The organism is Okeanomitos corallinicola TIOX110, from assembly GCF_038050375.1.
GTDB classification, from domain to species: domain Bacteria; phylum Cyanobacteriota; class Cyanobacteriia; order Cyanobacteriales; family Nostocaceae; genus Okeanomitos; species Okeanomitos corallinicola.
This window is the reverse complement of record NZ_CP150886.1, coordinates 458583-475261: the sequence shown is the minus strand read 5'-3', so window position 1 is coordinate 475261 and position 16679 is coordinate 458583. Positions and strand designations below refer to the sequence as shown.

At 40.2% G+C, this 16679-nt stretch carries 11 protein-coding genes, 2 tRNA genes, 1 rRNA gene and 1 pseudogene; 6 read left to right on the top strand and 9 right to left on the bottom strand.

Annotated elements, in window-relative coordinates; translation table 11 throughout:
• Positions 1-89: 89 nt before the first annotated feature.
• The 3 genes from WJM97_RS02070 to WJM97_RS02060 all read right to left on the bottom strand — a co-directional run bounded on the left by WJM97_RS02070 (position 90) and on the right by WJM97_RS02060 (position 1899).
• Positions 90-162, bottom strand: a tRNA-Ala gene (locus tag WJM97_RS02070).
• Between the two features lie 54 nt (positions 163-216).
• Positions 217-290, bottom strand: a tRNA-Ile gene (locus WJM97_RS02065).
• Between the two features lie 122 nt (positions 291-412).
• Positions 413-1899 (bottom strand): 16S ribosomal RNA (locus WJM97_RS02060).
• Between the two features lie 370 nt (positions 1900-2269).
• Here WJM97_RS02060 and WJM97_RS02055 point away from each other — a divergent pair.
• Positions 2270-2555 (top strand): annotated as a pseudogene (locus tag WJM97_RS02055) (IS4 family transposase); the annotation flags it as partial.
• Between the two features lie 41 nt (positions 2556-2596).
• Here the strand turns inward: WJM97_RS02055 and WJM97_RS02050 are convergent.
• From WJM97_RS02050 to WJM97_RS02030, 5 genes are all read right to left on the bottom strand, one after another.
• Positions 2597-3988 carry a malic enzyme-like NAD(P)-binding protein gene (locus WJM97_RS02050; protein ID WP_353931408.1) on the bottom strand — a complete coding sequence of 464 codons (1392 nt, stop codon included), beginning with the start codon at positions 3986-3988 and terminating at the stop codon, positions 2597-2599.
• A gap of 170 nt (positions 3989-4158) precedes the next feature.
• A complete protein-coding gene (locus WJM97_RS02045) occupies positions 4159-4356 on the bottom strand; it encodes a hypothetical protein (RefSeq protein ID WP_353931407.1) in 198 nt (65 codons plus the stop codon).
• A 161-nt stretch (positions 4357-4517) separates the two neighbouring features.
• Entirely contained in the window at positions 4518-5600 is a 1083-nt protein-coding gene (gene psbA / locus WJM97_RS02040; protein WP_353931406.1) for a photosystem II q(b) protein, read from the bottom strand.
• Positions 5601-5917: 317 nt separating this feature from the next.
• On the bottom strand, positions 5918-7417 hold the full coding sequence (locus WJM97_RS02035) for an MBOAT family protein (RefSeq protein ID WP_353931405.1): 1500 nt from the start codon (positions 7415-7417) through the stop codon (positions 5918-5920).
• 36 nt (positions 7418-7453) lie between these two features.
• Positions 7454-10462 carry a DUF1574 domain-containing protein gene (locus WJM97_RS02030; RefSeq protein ID WP_353931404.1) on the bottom strand — a complete coding sequence of 1003 codons (3009 nt, stop codon included), beginning with the start codon at positions 10460-10462 and terminating at the stop codon, positions 7454-7456.
• Between the two features lie 218 nt (positions 10463-10680).
• Here WJM97_RS02030 and WJM97_RS02025 point away from each other — a divergent pair, with 218 nt between their 5' ends.
• From WJM97_RS02025 to WJM97_RS02015, 3 genes are all read left to right on the top strand, one after another.
• The gene (locus WJM97_RS02025; RefSeq protein WP_353931403.1) at positions 10681-10917 is read left to right on the top strand and encodes a hypothetical protein; all 237 of its coding nucleotides are present in this window, start codon (positions 10681-10683) and stop codon (positions 10915-10917) included.
• Between the two features lie 104 nt (positions 10918-11021).
• Positions 11022-14048, top strand: coding sequence for a phosphoenolpyruvate carboxylase (gene ppc / locus WJM97_RS02020; protein WP_353931402.1), 3027 nt, complete (start codon positions 11022-11024; stop codon positions 14046-14048).
• A gap of 72 nt (positions 14049-14120) precedes the next feature.
• Positions 14121-14369 carry a hypothetical protein gene (locus WJM97_RS02015; RefSeq protein ID WP_353931401.1) on the top strand — a complete coding sequence of 83 codons (249 nt, stop codon included), beginning with the start codon at positions 14121-14123 and terminating at the stop codon, positions 14367-14369.
• Positions 14370-14411: 42 nt separating this feature from the next.
• On the opposite strand, the gene WJM97_RS02010 is transcribed toward WJM97_RS02015, so the two are convergent.
• Positions 14412-14795, bottom strand: coding sequence for a hypothetical protein (locus WJM97_RS02010; protein ID WP_353931400.1), 384 nt, complete (start codon positions 14793-14795; stop codon positions 14412-14414).
• 165 nt (positions 14796-14960) lie between these two features.
• On the opposite strand from WJM97_RS02010, the gene WJM97_RS02005 reads away from it, so the two are divergent.
• Positions 14961-15266 (top strand): DUF4090 family protein, encoded by a 306-nt coding sequence (locus WJM97_RS02005; RefSeq protein WP_353931399.1) that lies wholly within the window; start codon positions 14961-14963, stop codon positions 15264-15266.
• Between the two features lie 105 nt (positions 15267-15371).
• Positions 15372-16640, top strand: a complete 1269-nt coding sequence (locus WJM97_RS02000; RefSeq protein WP_353931398.1) for a glycosyltransferase family 4 protein — start codon at positions 15372-15374, stop codon at positions 16638-16640.
• Positions 16641-16679 lie beyond the last annotated feature (39 nt).

Sequence of the window (16679 nt, the reverse complement as noted above, 5' to 3'; positions counted from 1 at the left end):
CTGCTTCGCGTTACTATGCAGTTTTCAAGGTTCTGACTGGCTTTCACCAGCAGTCTAGCTTTTCACTAGTTGCTGATTTTTTCCAAATGTGGAGATTAGCGGACTCGAACCGCTGACATCCTGCTTGCAAAGCAGGCGCTCTACCAACTGAGCTAAACCCCCAAGAACAATTCAAAAGTCAAAAGTAATTATTTTTGATTTTTGAATTCCTTCAGGTGGGCCATCCTGGACTCGAACCAGGGACCTCACCCTTATCAGGGGTGCGCTCTAACCACCTGAGCTAATAGCCCTTAATCGAACCAAATATATAGTTTGAAAGAATATAAAACAATCTACGACCGACCTAGAGTAGACCAATTTAGTCTCTAATTGCTGATTGCTTTCGATTTCTAAATGGATTAGGTCTCCCTAAAAAGGAGGTGATCCAGCCACACCTTCCGGTACGGCTACCTTGTTACGACTTCACCCCAGTCACCAGTCCTACCTTCGGCATCCCCCTCCTTGCGGTTGGGGTAATGACTTCGGGCGTGACCAACTTCCATGGTGTGACGGGCGGTGTGTACAAGGCCCGGGAACGAATTCACTGCAGTATGCTGACCTGCAATTACTAGCGATTCCTCCTTCACGAAGGCGAGTTGCAGCCTTCGATCTGAACTGAGCTACGGTTTATGAGATTTGCATCACATCGCTGTGTAGCTGCCCTTTGTCCGTAGCATTGTAGTACGTGTGTAGCCCAAGGCGTAAGGGGCATGCTGACTTGACGTCATCCTCACCTTCCTCCGGTTTGTCACCGGCAGTCTCTCTAGAGTGCCCAACTTAATGCTGGCAACTAAAAACGAGGGTTGCGCTCGTTGCGGGACTTAACCCAACATCTCACGACACGAGCTGACGACAGCCATGCACCACCTGTCTCTGCGCTCCCGAAGGCACTCTCAGCTTTCACCGAGATTCGCAGGATGTCAAGCCTTGGTAAGGTTCTTCGCGTTGCATCGAATTAAACCACATACTCCACCGCTTGTGCGGGCCCCCGTCAATTCCTTTGAGTTTCACACTTGCGTGCGTACTCCCCAGGCGGGATACTTAACGCGTTAGCTACGGCACGGCTCGGGTCGATACAAGCCACGCCTAGTATCCATCGTTTACGGCTAGGACTACTGGGGTATCTAATCCCATTCGCTCCCCTAGCTTTCGTCCCTCAGTGTCAGTTACGGCCTAGCAGAACGCTTTCGCCACCGGTGTTCTTCCTAATATCTACGCATTTCACCGCTACACTAGGAATTCCTTCTGCCCCGAACGTACTCTAGTTCTGTAGTTTCCACTGCTTTTATCTGGTTGAGCCAAATTCTTTAACAGCAGACTTTCAGTTCCACCTGCGGACCCTTTACGCCCAATCATTCCGGATAACGCTTGCATCCTCCGTATTACCGCGGCTGCTGGCACGGAGTTAGCCGATGCTTATTCCTCAAGTACCGTCATTTTTTTCTTCCTTGAGAAAAGAGGTTTACGACCCAAGAGCCTTCCTCCCTCACGCGGTATTGCTCCGTCAGGCTTTCGCCCATTGCGGAAAATTCCCCACTGCTGCCTCCCGTAGGAGTCTGGGCCGTGTCTCAGTCCCAGTGTGGCTGATCATCCTCTCAGACCAGCTACTGATCGTCGCCTTGGTAGTCCCTTACACTACCAACTAGCTAATCAGACGCGAGCTTATCTTCAGGCAATAAATCTTTCACCTTCCGGCATATCCGGTATTAGCAGTCGTTTCCAACTGTTGTCCCCGACCTAAAGCCAAATTCTCACGCGTTACTCACCCGTCCGCCACTATCTCCGAAGAGACCGTTCGACTTGCATGTGTTAAGCATACCGCCAGCGTTCATCCTGAGCCAGGATCAAACTCTCCGTTTTGGTTTGTTTGTAGCTCTTTCGACTGATTTAATACCTCAGTCAGGTAGTAATTATCTTTACTTGACGCAGGACTTGTTATATACTGTCTTTCAAACTATATTATTTTCAAGGTTCGGTGTCCTTCCGAGTCCGCTCTTTGGCGGCTCTCTGTCCGGCACTTAATTAATATAACGAACCTCCTTTGGTTTGTCAACTCTTTTTTCAAAGTTTTTTGGGAAAAATTTTTTTAACGGCTGAAAGCTGCTCAGTCGCCAACTGTCTCAAGGTTTCTCTGTCTAGTTTTGGGGGCAGGTTTTTTTCCATAATTTATATATGTTGCTTCCCATCTCACACTTGTCAATACCCCGACCTGAATCCTTACATTCAAACTAATGGAGTACAAATTCAAATTTTGGGAACTTTAATTTTTTATTCGGTATTAAATCTCAGAAGTGGCAGTTACATTGAATCAGCCAAAAGAGAACATATCAGTAGAAATGGTGTTTAAAAGTCTATATTATGTCGCTAGAGCAGTTGCACGGGGTGAAAACCCCGAAGTCGTTACCTATCTTGTAGAACGAGCGAAATTATTTGGTTTAGTTAAAGCTACTAGGAAACGACATCGAGATGTAGAAAAAATTAGTCAACAAGTTTGGGAGGCAGTACCGTTAAGTTGACACCAATGAGCCGTGCTAAACCCCTACGGACTTCTCCTGTATTAACTCTGGGCAATTCCTTCTTCCCTAGCTGCTTGTTGAACAGCAGCGGCGACAGCAGTAGAAACACGCTGATCAAATACAGAGGGAATGATATGTTCTTTGTGCAAATCAGCAGGTTTGACTAAAGATGCGATCGCACTGGCAGCTTCTAAACACATGGTAGTAGTGATTCTACTAGCCCGACAATCTAAAGCCCCACGGAATACACCGGGAAAAGCGAGAACATTATTAATTTGGTTGGGATAGTCACTGCGGCCAGTAGCCATGACTTTTACGTTTGCAGGTACTAATTCTGGTTGAATTTCTGGGATGGGATTGGCCATTGCAAAGACAATTGCATCCTTAGTCATACCTTCTACCATTTCTGGGGTTAAAACTCCCGGTGCGCTCAAACCAATAAATACATCTGCACCTTGGGTAGCACCAGCTAAAGTACCTTGGGCTTTGACAGCAAATTCTTGTTTTTCTGCGTTTAAATCTGTACGATTGGTGGAAATGATTCCTTTAGAGTCACACATCCAAATTTGCTCTGCGCCGGCTTTACGAAGTAAACGAGCGACTGCTACCCCCGCAGCACCAGCACCGTTAATGACAATACGCACATCTGTAATTGATTTCTGTACTAATTTTAAGGCGTTAAACAAGGCTGCTAAAGTGACAATAGCTGTACCATTTTGGTCATCGTGAAAAATGGGAATGTCTAATTCTGCTTGTAGTCTTTTTTCAATTTCAAAACAGCGGGGTGCGGCGATATCTTCTAAATTTACACCACCAAATACAGGAGCAATATTTTTGACAGCTTTGACAATTTCATCTGTATCTTGGGTATCCAAACAGATGGGAAAAGCATCTATACCCGCAAATTCTTTAAATAACATGGCTTTACCTTCCATGACTGGTAAAGCTGCTGCTGGCCCTAAATTTCCTAAGCCTAAAACTGCACTACCATCGGTGACAATAGCTACGGTATTTTGTTTGATGGTGAGATTATAAACTTCTTCTGGGTTTTGGGCGATCGCTTTACAGACTCTTCCTACCCCTGGAGTATAAGCCATTGCTAGATCGGAAACACTTTTCAAGGGAATTCTACTAGCAATACTAATTTTGCCCCCGCGATGTAAATTAAATGTCCGGTCGTAGACATCTAAAACTATAATATCAGTTAATTCTTTTACGCTTTGAACTATGGTTTCTGCGTGTTCTGTACTGGCTGCATCAACGGTAATATCACGAATAGATTGTTGACGGCTTTGTTCTATTAAATCTATTGTACCCAAATTACCGCCATTATTGGCGATCGCTTGAGTTACAGCCGCTAACATTCCCACTCGGTTAGGAATTTGTAGGCGTAGAGTTACACTAAAACTAGAATTGGGAGTTAAATTTGTCATTGTGCTTTTAAAATTTCGGATTTTAGATTTTATAGTGAATTGCCGATCAAGATCCTATTTTGACAATAAAATATGACATTTAATGCTAATAATTAAGCAAATACTTAGTAAAATTACTTTATCTTCTGTATAAGAAAATATAACAGTAGTCATGCTTTGCTTTACATAATTTACCTTTTATTCTTTTTCTTTTTGCCTTTAATTTGAAAATTTACACCTCGTAAAAAATTACCTAAATCTGAATTTCTACTAATATCATAATTACCTTCTCCAAAATTTCTTTTTAACTCTTCTTTATACTGATCAAATTCTTTTGGTACAGAACCATCTGACACAATATAACACTTAGGAGTAAATTCTTTTGACAAGCCTGACTCTTTTAGTTTCTTATTGAAATGTATACTTTCATAATCAAAATACAAACACTATTAATAATATAATATCCTCAAACAAAAAGCCTCAAACAAAAAAACACCCCCCATTTCTGGAGGGTATTTTTTATTTAACTAAGCTTATTAAACCCAGTGGATTAACCGTTGATTGCAGGAGCAGTCAATGCAACAGGAGCAACTTCACCAGCAGCTAAATCTAAGGGGAAGTTGTGAGCGTTACGCTCGTGCATTACTTCCATACCTAAGTTAGCGCGGTTGATTACATCTGCCCAAGTACCGATGACACGACCTTGAGAATCAATGATTGATTGGTTGAAGTTGAAACCGTTCAAGTTGAACGCCATGGTGCTTACACCTAAAGCAGTGAACCAGATACCAACTACTGGCCATGCAGCCAAGAAGAAGTGTAAGGAACGGCTGTTGTTGAAGGAAGCGTATTGGAAAATCAAGCGACCGAAGTAACCATGTGCTGCAACAATGTTGTAGGTTTCTTCTTCTTGACCGAACTTGTAACCGTAGTTTTGAGATTCGGTTTCGGTTGTTTCACGAACCAAGGAAGATGTTACCAAAGAACCGTGCATTGCAGAGAACAAAGAACCACCGAATACACCAGCTACACCTAACATATGGAAGGGGTGCATCAAGATGTTGTGTTCTGCTTGGAACACGATCATGAAGTTAAATGTACCGGAGATACCTAAAGGCATACCGTCGGAGAATGAACCTTGTCCGATGGGGTATACCAAGAATACTGCTGCTGCTGCTGCTACAGGAGCGGAGAATGCAACACAGATCCAAGGACGCATACCTAAACGGTAAGAAAGTTCCCATTCACGACCGAGGTAGCAAGCTACGCCGATTAAGAAGTGGAAAATTACCAATTGGTAAGGACCACCGTTGTACAACCACTCATCTAAGGAAGCTGCTTCCCAGATTGGGTAGAAGTGCAAACCGATAGCGTTAGAGGAAGGAACAACTGCACCAGAGATGATGTTGTTTCCGTAGATTAAAGAACCTGCAACTGGCTCACGGATACCGTCAATGTCAACGGGAGGCGCGGCGATGAAGGCGATGACGAAGCAAGCGATCGCAGATAGTAGGGTTGGAATCATCAATACACCGAACCAACCGATGTATACACGGTTTTCAGTGCTGGTGATCCACTCGCAAAAGCGATTCCATACGTTACCGTTAGAACGCTGTTGAATGGTTGTAGTCATTTTATAAGTGCGGTATTTGCATTATTTAAAAGTACAAACAAGTTTTATTTTGTTTGTACTTTTAACGTTAGCACAAGCTAACCAGATTTGTAATACTGATTATTTTATCAAAAAAATAAAAGTAATCACTTTTACTTATCAAATAGTTAATAAATATTTATGCTTCGTAAAATTGCTTAATAGAGTTTCTAAAACCCACCAAAACATTAATAAAATAGGGGTAGTCATGAATTAATGAACTACCACCAAATACTTAATTACAGCACTGCACACAAGCTAGAGATATAAGCCGCTGTAAATTAAATTGTCAGTTTTTTCTAGAAATCAAAATAAATGTAAGGTAAGCTACCTGCTGGTGCTAATAACCAAACTGCGTAAAAACATAGGGGTACAAAGACAAGTTTGATCGGCCAACTCAACTCTAACTTCATACCTCGTTTGAAAGTATAAGATGCAAGCATGAATAAAAACAAAAAGAACATCAACCACGATATTTGATGTGGTGTACTATTTAATGCTTCAACATAGACTTTTTCAAAAAACTGTGCATCTGCACTACGTCCCCAAAAATTCTGCATCACTAAAGCGGAGTCTTGTACATTAGGAAGACGAAACCAAATCCAAGAAGTGAAAACCATAAACTGAGTTAATAGCCAAGCAAAAATTATCCCTATCGGGTTTTGCCAGAATACACTAAGCCAGTCAAAGCGATCGCTCAAAGCATCTGTAAGACGATGAACAGCTAAAGCTAAACCATGTAAAGTACCCCAAATAATAAAACCCCAGGCTGAACCATGCCAGATACCTGCCACTATCATCACAATAAACAAGTTTAAACACGTACGCATCAATCCACTGCGAGAACCACCCAAAGGAAAATATAGATAATTACGTAACCAATCACCCAAAGTTATATGCCAGCGCCGCCAAAAATCGGCAATACTGGTACTAAAATAAGGAAAATCAAAATTTTCAGGTAAAACTAAGCCAAAAAGTAAAGCACTACCGCGAGCAATATCTACATAACCGTTAAAATCAAGATATAACTGTAAACCATAGGCAATAGTAGCTAACCATAAATCTGTGCTACCTGCTCTTTGTAAATTACCAAAACATAAATCTACAAAAATTCCCAAATTATCAGCGAGAATACCTTTTTTAACCGCACCCCTGCCAATTAACCATAAAGCTTCAGAAATTCGATTAACATTAGGAAATTGTAAAGTGTTAAATTGCAGGGCAAAATTATGGTAGCGAGTAATTGGCCCGGAAATTAACTTAGCAAAAAATAATTTGTAGGTAGCAAACTTTAAAAATTGATTTGTAGCTGGCGCACCACGATAAACATCTATTAAATAAGCAATACATTCAAATGTAAAAAAGGAAATTCCTAAAGGTGCGACTAATTTAAAAGGTGAATTTGTTGATTCTACAGATATATTAAATATCCATTTCAGGACAATTGGTAAATATTTGAAACTTAGTAATAAGCCTACATTTAAAATGATCCCAAACCATAAAATCTTGAGGCGATTTAGATTCCAGTCTGACTGGGAAATTTGCCATTCTTCGTTAGATATTTGTGAATTTTGGGAATGTTTTGTCGGTGAAGTGTTTTTACCAATTTCTAAACCAAGGCGAAAATTAATAAAAGTAAGTGCTAAAAGCAACGGCAAATATTGAATTTGCCAGGATGTATAAAATACTAAACTGGCTAATAACAGTGTCCATAGCCTTAATTTCTGTGATCCTAAATTCCAGTAAATGCCCAGAATACTCAGTAAAAAAAGTCCGTAAAAAATTGATATAAATTTCATTTTTTAGTCATTAGTCATTGATAATGTCATTTCAGTTTATTTAACATTCCAGGGGATCATAGGGTCAACCGCTAGTTCTTTAGATACTTCATAAGCTCCGTAGCGATTGAGGTGACTAGGATCGGAAAAGTAGTGATTAGCATTAAGCCAAATTTGACTTAAATCCCGGTATATAAAGTGATTGTTGTTCGTAGAAGTTTCTAACATATACTTTTGGAATTCTTGCTCATATTTCTTTCTGACTGGGTCTAAATAATCAGCTGTTAGAGGCATATTCACAAATACTAAAGATACTTTCTTCTTCTGGGTAAATTCTATCACTGATTGTAAAGCAGAATCTTGTAAACCTGTGAGTTCAAAAGACTTATAATCGTTATCGTAACTTCCTGATACTTTGGGGTGATTATCATAATAAGTTTTGGGATTAAAGCGAATAGATAGAGGCAAAAATCCATCAAAATCTACACCTTGGGGAAAATCATTAATATCTGCGTCACCCTCCGAATTAATTTTTGATTCAACTTGTTGATTTTTAAAAGGCAAATTATCTATTTGAGTTTGGAATAAATTTTTGATTTGCTCTCGGTTATTGTAACTTCTGGACACACCAATTAATAGTTGATTTAAAAAATCATTAGCTGCTTGATAACTATTAACATTGACCGCTAATTGCTGATTTTCTGTTTTATCCTCTAGATTTAATTTTGAGGATGTCTGATTATTATTTACTGGTTTTGTAGCTTTTTTCAAAACTTCCTGATAGCCTTGAGAAGCAGCAATAGAATTAAAAGTTATATCTTCACGACCACCATTAAATGCTCGAGAACCATCAGCCCAAATAATCAGTTTTGGTAATTCTGATTGTTCTAAAACACGACTGATAATAAATTCTACAACTTGGGCGGTAGCACCATTAATCCCAAAATTAAAGACATCAATTTTCCCATAACCTTGAGTTGCTAGAGATTGAGAAAGGGCTACAGGATCAACTCCTCTCAAGGCACGGGAAGAACCAATAACTAACACCTCTGGTACTTTACCAGTCGTTGCTAAACGCTGTTGATAAAGTGCTAACTGTTCATCTAATTGACGAGCATTAAAACTGGGCATTTGCGATCGCGCTGCTAATAGAATTGCCGTAGCACTGGCTTTTTGTTTCAATGGCGCTGCCTGGAGATTTTCTGAAGGGCTATCATGTTGGGTAAAACCAGAAGCATTGAAAGCAGAGCTAGTAAATTGAGAAGATTTATGATTAGTGAGCAACTCTGTATTTTGATTTTGAGTATTTTCTGATGTTAAAGATGCTGGAGGTGTTGAGGAGACAACACTATTGTCAGCAGTAGTATTTTGGATGTGCTGATTAGCAACATAACCTAATAACCAATCACTTTGGAGTGTAAGAATAAACCCCAAAGCCATCCACACCAAACTAACCCCTACACCTTGACCATCAGGGTTTTGCTGCCGTGAGTGGCTAATTTTTACAAATAATTGTGTGCTTATTAATAATTTTCTCAGTAGTCTGTAAATATTTCCTAGCCAATCCTGTGTTACTTCTGTAACTACATTTTTCACGTCCTCCGTAGTTAAATCCGGTCGAACAGTTGGCTGATTATCCTCATTATTGATTAAATCACTGACATATTCAGAAGTAGCGGCAAATTCTGGTGTGGCTTCTGGTACTAAACGCTGGCGTTGTCCAAAATCAATTCCATGATGCCACACGGGTTCAGTATCTCCCGCTCGACGGCCATAAACCCTGACACCAGTAATACCATCAATATTTAAGTGACGAATAAATTGAGTCACCTTACTGGCTACCTGTTTTCGTGTGGGACAATTAGGTGCATCACACATGACGTGCAGTAAATCACCTTTGTGAAGTAAAAGGATGCGGATACCACCCGTCCGTAAACGCCAATCCATATCTTGATTGAGTAAACGTTCTAGTAAGAAGACTATCGCAGGTTCATCACCAGTAGTACCTAAAGCTAGAGTAGAAGGTGCTAGAGCAGGATGTTGTGAAGCTGGTAAAGACAACCAATCTACCCAAGCTGGTTGTTGATCATCTGTTTTTTGACCATAAACAGCAGCAGCCATCATCCCTTGAGGTGCGATCTTTTCTAACTCTGAGTTAATAAGTGGTAAACAGACTGACTTATCTGGAGCGGGGGCAGATTTTAAAGGATCAACGGCTGGGGTACAAAAAACGTGTAAAGTAAATTCTTTTAAAGAAGCTTGAACAGAGACCTTAAAATCTGATAGTTTATCACTTAATAAACGGCTGATTGCCTGTACATCACCCCATCGCGCCCATTCTTTGAGCATCGTTTCCGCTGGGGTTAAATCCACCCTTAACCGCCAATCTGGTTCACTTTCACCCCGAACCTGGGAAACAATCACCGCATCTTCATAACCAGCTAACTTGAGATGACGAAGTTGTTGCGCTATTGGTTCAGCCAGGAGAGTGGCATCAGGACTATAACTAGATTGGCAAAATATCCAAAGACGATTAGCTATTTTGGCAGTTTTTTGAACATTAGCCTTTGTTTGATGGAATTGGCTTTTAACCTGGACAGCGACACCTAAATTACTGAGATTTTCACTGAGATAGCGAGCAATAGCATCGGGATTTCCTTGACGTGCCAAACTTTCATTAGATACAATTATCCCTCCACCTGATAACTGAGATTTTTTGGTTTCCAGTAATAGAGCTTGTTCTGCTTGTTCTATGTGTTTATCTAATTGATTCAAGTAGACACGATGACACCATTGAGGACGATGTTCTCCTTTCTTTCGACCATAGACCAATACTTGGTATATTGAGGATTGATCTTCATTTGTGAGGCTATCCAGGTCAGTTTGCCCCAGTGCTTGTAGGAGATCATAAAGAGTGTGCCAACGTTTTGGACAGTCGGTGCCTTCACAAAGGATATGTAGGTCATTTCCCAGTAACCTGACTTTCACTCCGAAAGTGCTGATTCCTGTTGCTTGGCTGACCCATTGCACCAAGGTTTGCTGACGATCTAGTAATAATGTTTTCATATATGAAGTTAACTGTAACAGGAAGCGAGTATAGGGGGATTTTGCCTGTACTTGTAAAATAGAAACATAGATTTATCACATTTTGCAGTTTTTATTTAACAATTTTGTTACCTTTGGAGCTTGCAAAATGGGCAAAGATAGTCTTAGAAGGTTACACGTCCTCTCAAGATTGAGTTTTGCGTCTATTGTACTCAACTCACCATCACTAAAAATTAGCAATGTTACCTGTAACCCAAAACCCCTCACCCAATCCCGGATTAAACTTGATTTTGTTTGATATCCCCCAATCATGTCTTCTGCAAATGGCTACAGCATCTATGCTACTGCTAGTTGTGGCAGATAAAGCAACGGGTAAAACATTGTCAGCTTTAGGAGAAGCCAGTCAAGAAGTTTTTAGGGGCGATCGCCTTCCTGTTCTTGACTTTCCAGTGGAACAGGAACTAAACCAAAGCTAACAGTTATATATAACCATCTATCTATTGGCTGAGATTGATCCTATCAGCCAATCAGTAGAAAACTACAATTGTAAACATTAATTGGCTTTACTAGAGCGGAGAATATGGGTTCCCTTTTATACTCTTCATCGCCAACAGCGAATATCTACCCCATGTCTGAATTATTTTTGCGTCATCGTCTACAGGTAGTAGAGGAATTGTGGGAGTCGGTTCTTCAACAAGAATGCGGCCAAAATATGGTGGATCTATTGCGGAAATTACGCGATTTGTGTTCACCAGAAGGACAAGCCACAAATGATCAAGCCTCCTCAGTGGTGGAATTAATTGAACAGCTGAATATTAATGAGGCTATTAGGGCGGCTCGTGCTTTTGCTCTCTATTTTCAGCTAATTAACATCATTGAGCAGGAATATGAACAAAAACAACAATTAACTCGGTATTCTGAGACAGATGTATTAGATCAGGAAAATCCACCGAATATTATCTATTCGACTAACCAAAGAGAAAATGAGTTACCAGTCACTAGGTCTCTAGGTGCAAATTTTGCTACCCACAGTTGGGGAGATACAACACCAGCTAAACAAAAGGGTACTTTTGCCGCCCTGTTTCCTTTGTTATTTAGGCTGAATGTCCCACCCCAGCAAATTCAACGGTTAATTTCTCAACTGGATGTGCGCTTAGTTTTTACTGCACACCCAACGGAAATTGTCCGCCATACTATCCGCGATAAACAGCGTCAGGTGGTATGTCTTCTACAAAAGCTAGATACTCTAGAAAATAATGCTGGGGGCTATCCTTGGGAAGTAGGAGAGGTAAAAGAGCAATTACTAGAGGAAATTCGTCTCTGGTGGCGGACAGATGAGTTACATCAATTTAAACCTACGGTACTAGATGAGGTAGATTACGCTTTACATTACTTCCAAGAGGTGTTATTTGATGGTATTCCCCAACTCTATAAACGCTTCAAATATTCTCTAGAACAAACTTTCCCCTGGTTAGAACCTCCTAGTAAAAATTTCTGTTCTTTTGGTTCTTGGGTGGGTTCAGATCGGGATGGTAATCCATCGGTAACGCCGGAGGTAACTTGGAAAACCGCTTGTTATCAGCGGAAAATGGTGTTAGAGAGATACATTAAATCAGTAAAACATTTGATTGAACTGTTAAGTGTTTCTATGCACTGGAGTGATGTCCTCCCAGATTTATTGGAATCTCTGGAGATAGATCAATCTAAGCTGAGTGATGTGTATGATGCTCTGGCTTTGCGTTATCGTCAAGAACCTTATCGCTTAAAACTTGCCTATGTGCTGAGAAGGTTGGAGAATACCCGCGATCGCAATTTGTCTTTGTATAATCGGGAAATGCCAACCAATGAAGAAGCTCCCATGTATCGTTCTGGGGCGGAATTTTTGGCAGAATTGCGATTAGTGCAACGCAATTTAACGGAAACAGGTTTAAGTTGCCGAGAATTGGATCATCTAATTTCTCAAGTGGAAATATTTGATTTCCACCTAACTCAATTGGATATTCGTCAAGAATCATCTCGTCACTCTGATGCGATTAATGAAATTCTTGAATATTTACAAGTTTTACCCCAATCCTACAACGAACTCACCGAAGCTCAAAGAGTGGCTTGGTTAACGGGAGAATTACAAACTAGAAGACCATTAATTCCCGCTGAATTGCCATTTTCCGAAAAAACTAACGATATTATCCAAACCTTCCGCACCGTGCGATCGCTACAACAGGAATTTGGTTTGAATATCTGCCAAACATACATTATCAGTATGTGTCGGGAAGTTAGCGATGTTTTGGAAGTTCTGCTCTTAGCTAAAGAATCTAGATTATTTGATCCGGCGATCGCTGTCGGTACAATTCGAGTCGTACCCCTATTTGAAACCGTAGAAGATTTACAACGTTCTCGTAGTGTCATGCGAGAATTGTTTGAATTGCCCCTATATCGCGCCTTTTTAGCTGGTGGTTATGAACCGCAGACGACAGATGTTAATCCATCTGTGACGGTTAAACCTAACCTACAGGAAGTGATGTTGGGTTACTCGGATAGTAACAAAGACTCTGGCTTTTTAAGCAGTAACTGGGAAATTCATAAAGCCCAAAAATCACTCCAGCTAATTGCTGAGGAATTTGGCTTGAACCTGCGAATTTTCCACGGTAGAGGCGGTTCTGTTGGCCGTGGTGGTGGTCCGGCTTATGAGGCGATTTTGGCTCAACCAGGTCATAGTATTAATGGCAGAATCAAGATTACAGAACAAGGTGAAGTTTTAGCTTCTAAATATTCCTTGTTGGACTTGGCCTTGTATCACGTGGAAACCATCACCACTGCCGTAGTCCAAGCCAGTTTGTTAAAAACCGGGTTTGATGATATTGAACCTTGGAACGAAATTATGGAAGAATTAGCTGTGCGATCGCGTCAGCATTATCGCGCTCTAATTTACGAACAACCAGACTTTATTGACTTCTTCCACCAAGTCACCCCCATTGAAGAAATTAGCCAACTGCAAATTAGCTCTCGTCCTGCTCGTCGTCCATCTGGTAAAAAAGATTTAAGCAGTTTACGAGCGATTCCTTGGGTATTTAGTTGGACACAAACCAGATTTTTATTACCTGCTTGGTATGGTATTGGTACAGCATTGCACGACTTCCTGAACGAAAAACCAGAAGAACACCTGAAATTAATGCGTTACTTTTATCAGAAGTGGCCTTTCTTCAAAATGGTAATTTCTAAAGCGGAAATGACCTTGGCTAAGGTAGACATGGAAATGGCACGTCATTACGTAGAGGAGTTATCTAATCCAGAAGATAAACCCCGCTTTGATAAAGTATTTGAACAAATTGCTAGTGAATTCTACCTCACCAGGGATTTAGTCTTAAAAATTACTGGCTACCAAAAGCTTTTGGATGGTGATCCTGTCCTGCAACGTTCAGTACAGCTACGTAATGGCACAATTGTACCGCTAGGATTTATCCAAGTTTCTTTGCTCAAACGCCTCCGAGAATACAAAAACAGCACTACTCCAGGTGTGATTCATTCCCGTTACAGTAAGGGAGAATTACAACGAGGAGCATTGTTAACCATTAATGGTATTGCTGCGGGGATGAGAAATACTGGTTGATTGGTGATTGGGAATTTATTAACCATTCCCTTTTACCCATTAACCATTTCCTATGTTCTTTACCTTATACCAATGAAAAAACGTATCCTAATTTGTACTGCTGCTGCTTTATCATCTGGCTTTTTTGGTGGTTTAATGGGTGTGCAAATTACCTCCATGCTTCACAGTCAAAAATGCCAAAATCAGGCTTGGGGTTTTCAACAAGTGTGTAATGCTTGGGTAACACCAGGAGCAATTTGGCAAGGCAGCATAGCCGGAATATGGACGGGTACAATATTAGGTGCGTTTATTGGTGGTTCAGTAACCCGTAAAATTCATTAGGCATTAGGCATTGGGTTGTTCATCCTCCCCATCACCCCTGCTTCATTCTTTTGGGGTAGTAGATGATTGTAAATTACGGAAAGATTTCCAGGTATTAGTGCTAGTATCAAAACATTGCCAATTTCCTTTACGTTCATCTTTGTAGCAGAATAAAGTGCGATCGCGGTCATCAAAATTATCAGTTAAAAAATATACCATTCCGCGAAACGGATAGGTTTTACGACTCAGGCGCTTTGCAACAGCTTGATTCGGGCATTCAACAATAAAAACGGATTCTCCATTAATTTTGGCTAAGGAGAAAATGCACATTCGCAAAATTGCTCTGAGCCAACTTTCCGAATTCTCAAAATAATCGTCAATAATTTTGTCCGTGAGGGCTTTTTCGAGGCTGCGATCTTGATTGCGAGGAGTGTGGGCTTCAGACATAGCATCACCTAAATTGCTATACCGCTGGTTTGAGATTAAACTAAAATTTCCTAAAGTGGCAAGTCTGGGAATAGATGACAGGTGACAGGGAGATTAATAGCCCTACACCTGACACCCTACTCCTTCCCTGGTAAGATATACCTATTATCTTCAGACTATACAGCCATGACCAGTGAAACAAATTTAAAAGATCAAACTACTACAGGTGCTGATGCGATTGATGTGGCGATCGCCAAGGGAATTGATTTTGATGGTTCTCCTATTCCTACTGCTAAGTTAGATTTGTATAATCAAGTAATGGGTTTAGAAGCAGGTAGACAACGTAGTGGTGTATCTAATACTATGCGTTCTCGGATCGTTCGTATTGGGGCTAAACATATTCCCCAAGCAGAATTAGATCAAAAGCTCGCTGATGCTGGTTTTGCACCTTTGAAAGAAAAAGAAATAGCTTTTTTCTACGGTGGTAAGTAATTTTTAATCCGTTAAAAATAGAACTTTAGCTTTTTTAAACCCTCCCTTTTTTCAGGGTAGGGTGAGCTATGATTAAATATGTTTTTATAAAAATCTCTACTTATAATGAATACAAATACCTCTAATCATCCTCAACGAATCTTATTTTTACATCCCAATTTTCCTGCTCAATTTCGTCATTTAGCCTCAGTTTTAGGACAAGATAGTAGTTATCAAGTTGTGTTTGCGACCAAGCGACAGGAAGGAACAATTCCAGGTGTGTCTAAAGTTATTTATGAACCTTCCCGTACAGCAGCACCACAAACTCATCATTATGTCCGCAATTTAGAAAATGCTGTGTTAACAGGACAAGCTGTATATCGCGTTGCCGAACAATTAAAAAGTCAGGGTTTTGTTCCTGATATAGTTTATGGTCATTCTGGTTGGGGACCAACTTTATTTATGAAAGAAGTTTTCCCCAAAGCAGAGTTATTATGTTTTTTTGAATGGTTTTATCATGCGCGTGGTTCTGATGCAGATTTTGATCCTAATGAACCATTAAATGCTGATGATATGTGTCGAATTCATATTAAAAATTCCCCAATTTTATTAGATTTATATCATTGCGATCGCGGACTTTCTCCTACTCATTGGCAACGTCAACAATTCCCCCCAGAATTTCATAGTAAAATCTCTGTTTGTCATGATGGAGTTGATACTAATTTCTTTCAACCTAATCCTGAAGCTAAATTAGTTTTACCTAGAATTAATCTTGACCTTTCTCATGTTTCTGAATTAGTCACCTATGTAGCTAGAGGAATGGAACCCTACCGGGGTTTTCCCCAATTTATGGAGGCAGTTTCTTTAATTCAACAACTACGTCCAAATTGTCATGTGGTAGTTGTAGGAGAAGATAGAGTTGCTTATGGAAAACAACTTCCTGAAGGTCAAAGTTATAAACAATTAATGTTAGATAAATTAGATTTGGATTTATCCAGATTACATTTTACAGGTTTATTACCCTACAACGAATATTTACAAGTTTTACAAGCATCATCTGCCCATATTTATTTAACTCGTCCCTTTGTTTTATCTTGGTCAATGTTAGAAGCCATGTCCGCAGGATGTTTGTTAATTGCGGCAAATACTCCCCCGGTTTTGGAAGTAATTAAAGATGGTAAAAATGGGATTTTGGTAGATTTCTTTAACCCTGAACAAATTGCAGAGAAGGTAAATTTAGCTTTGGAAAAGCCTAAAGATATGATGTCTATTCGTAATGCTGCGAGGAAAACGGTGGTTAAGAATTATGATTTAGCAACATTGTTACCTCAACATTTAGATTGGATGTTGGGGAAGAAAAATGCTCTTAATTCTTTGGGGTTTGGGAAGAGGTAAGATTGTGTGCATCAGGATTTACCAGATTTGTAAATAGCA

Excerpts from the sequence above, each read along its gene's own strand:
- WJM97_RS02050 (WP_353931408.1), bottom strand. The coding sequence starts at position 3,988 with ATGACAAATTTAACTCCCAATTCTAGTTTTAGTGTAACTCTACGCCTA.
- psbA (WP_353931406.1), bottom strand. The coding sequence starts at position 5,600 with ATGACTACAACCATTCAACAGCGTTCTAACGGTAACGTATGGAATCGC.
- WJM97_RS02035 (WP_353931405.1), bottom strand. The coding sequence starts at position 7,417 with ATGAAATTTATATCAATTTTTTACGGACTTTTTTTACTGAGTATTCTG.
- WJM97_RS02030 (WP_353931404.1), bottom strand. The coding sequence starts at position 10,462 with ATGAAAACATTATTACTAGATCGTCAGCAAACCTTGGTGCAATGGGTC.
- WJM97_RS02025 (WP_353931403.1), top strand. The coding sequence starts at position 10,681 with ATGTTACCTGTAACCCAAAACCCCTCACCCAATCCCGGATTAAACTTG.
- ppc (WP_353931402.1), top strand. The coding sequence starts at position 11,022 with ATGGGTTCCCTTTTATACTCTTCATCGCCAACAGCGAATATCTACCCC.
- WJM97_RS02015 (WP_353931401.1), top strand. The coding sequence starts at position 14,121 with ATGAAAAAACGTATCCTAATTTGTACTGCTGCTGCTTTATCATCTGGC.
- WJM97_RS02010 (WP_353931400.1), bottom strand. The coding sequence starts at position 14,795 with ATGTCTGAAGCCCACACTCCTCGCAATCAAGATCGCAGCCTCGAAAAA.
- WJM97_RS02005 (WP_353931399.1), top strand. The coding sequence starts at position 14,961 with ATGACCAGTGAAACAAATTTAAAAGATCAAACTACTACAGGTGCTGAT.
- WJM97_RS02000 (WP_353931398.1), top strand. The coding sequence starts at position 15,372 with ATGAATACAAATACCTCTAATCATCCTCAACGAATCTTATTTTTACAT.